4 protein-coding genes and 5 tRNA genes are annotated in these 3,996 nt (G+C 28.2%); 7 read left to right on the forward strand and 2 right to left on the reverse strand.

Features of this window, described 5'->3' with window-relative positions; genetic code table 11:
• Positions 1-3: 3 nt before the first annotated feature.
• The 5 genes from OIF33_RS16980 to OIF33_RS17000 all read left to right on the forward strand — a co-directional run bounded on the left by OIF33_RS16980 (position 4) and on the right by OIF33_RS17000 (position 471).
• A tRNA-Lys gene (locus OIF33_RS16980) sits at positions 4-79 on the forward strand.
• A 10-nt stretch (positions 80-89) separates the two neighbouring features.
• Positions 90-173: transfer RNA gene (locus OIF33_RS16985), tRNA-Leu, on the forward strand.
• Between the two features lie 23 nt (positions 174-196).
• A tRNA-Gly gene (locus tag OIF33_RS16990) sits at positions 197-271 on the forward strand.
• Positions 272-274: 3 nt separating this feature from the next.
• Positions 275-348 (forward strand) — tRNA-Gly (locus OIF33_RS16995).
• A 46-nt stretch (positions 349-394) separates the two neighbouring features.
• Positions 395-471: transfer RNA gene (locus tag OIF33_RS17000), tRNA-Arg, on the forward strand.
• A gap of 57 nt (positions 472-528) precedes the next feature.
• Here the strand turns inward: OIF33_RS17000 and OIF33_RS17005 are convergent.
• Both OIF33_RS17005 and OIF33_RS17010 read right to left on the reverse strand, forming a co-directional pair.
• A complete protein-coding gene (locus OIF33_RS17005) occupies positions 529-1,212 on the reverse strand; it encodes a YjgB family protein (protein WP_322505423.1) in 684 nt (227 codons plus the stop codon).
• Between the two features lie 291 nt (positions 1,213-1,503).
• Positions 1,504-2,382, reverse strand: a complete 879-nt coding sequence (locus OIF33_RS17010; RefSeq protein ID WP_322505424.1) for a LysR family transcriptional regulator — start codon at positions 2,380-2,382, stop codon at positions 1,504-1,506.
• Between the two features lie 109 nt (positions 2,383-2,491).
• Between OIF33_RS17010 and OIF33_RS17015 the strand changes: the two genes are divergently transcribed.
• Positions 2,492-3,043, forward strand: coding sequence for a chromate transporter (locus tag OIF33_RS17015; protein ID WP_322505425.1), 552 nt, complete (start codon positions 2,492-2,494; stop codon positions 3,041-3,043).
• Entirely contained in the window at positions 3,030-3,599 is a 570-nt protein-coding gene (locus tag OIF33_RS17020) for a chromate transporter (RefSeq protein ID WP_322505426.1), read from the forward strand. The genes OIF33_RS17015 and OIF33_RS17020 overlap by 14 nt, the downstream gene beginning before the upstream one ends.
• The last annotated feature ends 397 nt before the right edge of the window (positions 3,600-3,996 follow it).

The raw sequence follows: 3,996 nt of genomic DNA on the forward strand, positions 1-3,996 counted from the left end.
CTTGATTTGCTAGCTCAGTCGGTAGAGCACGTGACTTTTAATCACGGTGTCCAGGGTTCGATTCCCTGGCAGATCACCAAATTTAATTTGCAGATGTGGCGGAATTGGCAGACGCACTAGACTTAGGATCTAGCGCCTACGGCGTGGGGGTTCGACTCCCTTCATCTGCACCAATTAAATTTAAACAAGCATTCATGCGGGAGTGACTCAATGGTAGAGTGTCACCTTGCCAAGGTGAAAGTTGCGAGTTCGAGTCTCGTCTTCCGCTCCATATGCGGGTGTAGTTCAATGGTAGAACACCAGCCTTCCAAGCTGGATACCCGGGTTCGATTCCCGGTACCCGCTCCATTCAAAAGATAACCATTTCGGTTATCTTTTTTTTATTTAAATATAAGCATCTATAGCTCAGCTGGATAGAGCGTTGGACTTCGAATCCACAGGTCGCGAGTTCGAATCTTGCTAGGTGCACCAAAAAAGAGTTACAGAAATTCTGTAACTCTTTTTATATTTAAAGATAATTATATTGATTTACCATTCTCTTCCGCTATCTCCAGCCATAGAGTTTTGAGTTATACCTGGATATAGAACAGAGTAATGTTTTAACTTATATGTACTAGTATTAAAAACAAACAGTATTTTAAAATCCTTTGTTATCTTATATCCAATAATTTTTTCTTTTGATTTAGTGGTTACATCGTAGTCAGGTTTTCCGAAAAGTTTTTCTACATCATTTAAGTCTAAGTTATTTAAATTCTTATCTAAAGATCTGATTTCAAAGATTTGATCTCCTTTATTACATCCAAAGGATAAGTTATAGGAATCAAAATTAAAATAGGTTCCTTTAGCTTCAGCAACATAATCCTCACTGGAAGGTTCTCCTAACTTAGAAGTTACAGTATATATTGAATCGCCTAAAGTAAAGTTAGAATCAATAACTTGGCCCTTTGCAGCTTTGTCTTTTATATTTTTTAATAATTTTTCTGTATCTGAATTTACTTTATTATTATTATTTTCGGAAATATTATTATTATTATGTGATGAATTGTTATTAGCGTTGGATTTTTCAGTATTATTAGAATTATTGTTATTATTAGAATTTGCTTGATTATTATTGATTATTTCTACAGATGAGTTAGAGGAGGAATTAGTACAACCTAAAAATATTACTGAAAAACTTATAATAATCAAAATTGGTATAAGCAACTTTTTCAATTTAACCACTCCTTTTTTTATTTGAAAAATTAATTATATTATATATTTTTTTTACAGAATAGTTAACAAAATTATTAATTAATAAGACTAAATAATCAGATTAAATATAAGTTAGATTAACATTAATTTTGAATATTACAGAAATCTTTCTATGCTATTTTTTTGCTTATATTATAAGAATTATTTTTACTTAATATATAAAAAATATATTATAAACATATTTTTTATATATTTTTTTGTAAAGGATATAAAATGGTATATTATATAAGTAAGCTATTTAAAACACTAAGGTTATATATTATTATTATTGATAAATAATTTTATAAAACTTTCGGCAGCTTTTGAAAGTGGAGTACTTTTTCTATGGATTACTCCGAGACTTGTACATAAATTGGGCTCATCTAATACTTTTAATTGAAGATTAGGAATTTCAATCATTTTTGATGCTGATTTTGGAATAAGTGCTATTCCAAGTCCCGCTTTAGCCCATAGCAATGTAGTTCTAGCATCATCATTTTTACAAAAACAATTTAAATTAATATTATTTTTTTCAAAGATTGATGTTATTAAAGATTCAAAACGTCTATAGAAAATTAAAGGTTTATTATCTAAAGAGGAAATAGAAATTACATCTTTATCTATACCAATAAAGTATTCTTTTTTAGCAACAGCAACCATTGGTTCTGATTTTAAAAAGTAAGAGACTATATTTTTAGATTTAAATGGGGTTCTAACTAATGCTATCTCAATAATGTTGTTTTCAAGCATATCAAGCATTTCAAATGTTGTTCCTTCATGGACTTCAAATTTTATATTAGGATTTGCTTGGTGAAAATCTTTCATTCTATGAGATAAGAGTTCAGTACCAGATGATGATATGGTTCCAAGTCTTAAAGTTCCTTTGACACCATTATCAAAATCCCTTAAATCTTTTATGGCTGTATTAGTTAAAGATACTATATTACAAGCATGTTTATATAGAAGTTTGCCTGAATCAGTTAAAGTTATGCTACGAGATCCTCTTTCAATAAGCTTTGTACCTAATTCTTCTTCAAGAAGTTTTAATTGCATGCTTAAAGGAGGCTGTGAAATATGTAGTCTTTTCGCAGCAGAAGTTATATTTCCTTCCTCAGCAATAGCAATAAAATATTTAAGATGTTTTATATCCATGATAAGACCTCGCTTTACTTTTTATATTAAGTAAACTTTAATATAAAAAATTTTTTTTGTAAATATTATAGATTTTAAATAATTAGTCAATAGAAAGGAGTTCTTATATATGAAAGAATTAATTGAATTATATCTTCTTTTTGTAAAACTAGGATTTATGAATTTTGGTGGTGGATATGCTTTATTTCCAATACTACAAAAAGAAATAATCGAAAAAAGAAAATGGATTACCAATGAAGAACTCATGGATTATTATGCAATTGGACAATGTACTCCAGGGGTAATTGCAGTAAATACTGCTACATTTATAGGACATAAAAGAAAAGGTAATTTAGGAGGAATATTTGCAACTCTTGGATTTGTAACACCATCCTTAATATTAATAACAATAATTGCTACTTTTATTGGGAATTTTTCTGATCTTCCAATAGTTAAAAATGCCTTTGCAGGTATTCGTGTATGTGTATCTGTACTAATTTTAAATACAGCAATAAAACTAGTGAAGACATCAGTTATTGATGTTAAGACATTGATGATTTTTATATTTGTAGCTGGTTTTTCTATATTTACAAATATATCTCCTGTTCTATTTATAATAATAGCAGGAATAGCTGGTATTGTACTTAAGGGACTTGGAGGTAGAAAAAATGCTAATAGTTAGATTGTTTTTTGAATTTTTTAAGGTTGGCCTTTTTGCAGTAGGTGGAGGAGCAGCTACTATTCCATTTCTTTATGATATTTCAGATAGAACACATTGGTTTACTCATACTGATCTTGCAAATATGGTTGCTATATCTCAATCAGTACCAGGAGCAATGGGAATTAACATGGCAACTTATGTTGGTTATGCAACTGATGGTATTATAGGAGGAATTGTTGCAACTATAGGTATTGTTGTTCCTTCAATTATTATAATTCTACTTGTAGCAAGAGTATTAAGCAAATTTAAAGAAAATAAAATTGTTGCGGATTGCTTTTATGGGTTACGTCCAGCATCAACAGGACTTCTTTTTGCTGCTGGATTTGAGATAGTTAAGATATCAATATTGACTTTAGATAAATATGATAAAACGCATAATATTTTTGACATAGTTTCTTTTAAAGCTTTAATATTAGCTATAATTTTATACTTTTTAATAAACAAGTTTAAAAAGTCACCAATTTTTTATATAGCTCTATCAGCTATTATTGGAATTATATTTAATTTTGCACAATAAAGCATTTTTGAAAAGAGAGAAAATTTATAAATATAAAAAGAGATTTAATTACTAGAGAACTTACTTTTCAAAGTAAGTTCTCTAGTAATTTATATTTACAAATATATTTTAGATAATCTTATATTATGAATGAAAATATGATAACTAAGAAGTCAAAATGTAACCATAATAAATAAGATTAAGATAAATTTCGATTTAAAATACAAAAAAGACATACTAATCATAGTAAAACTGAACCAAGTGTATCTATAAAAGAAAAATGGAGAAAAAAGACGTAATTTAAAGAAATATTAATTTAATTATGTTAAATAGATTAGACTAAATGAAAAGGCATTTATAATTGTGATATCATAAATATCGTCATCAAGAACAAGCGACAAACAAGTTGCAAGATGAC

Origin of the sequence: Clostridium sp. LIBA-8841, assembly GCF_034439435.1 — a bacterium.
Classification (GTDB): Bacteria; Bacillota; Clostridia; order Clostridiales; family Clostridiaceae; genus Sarcina.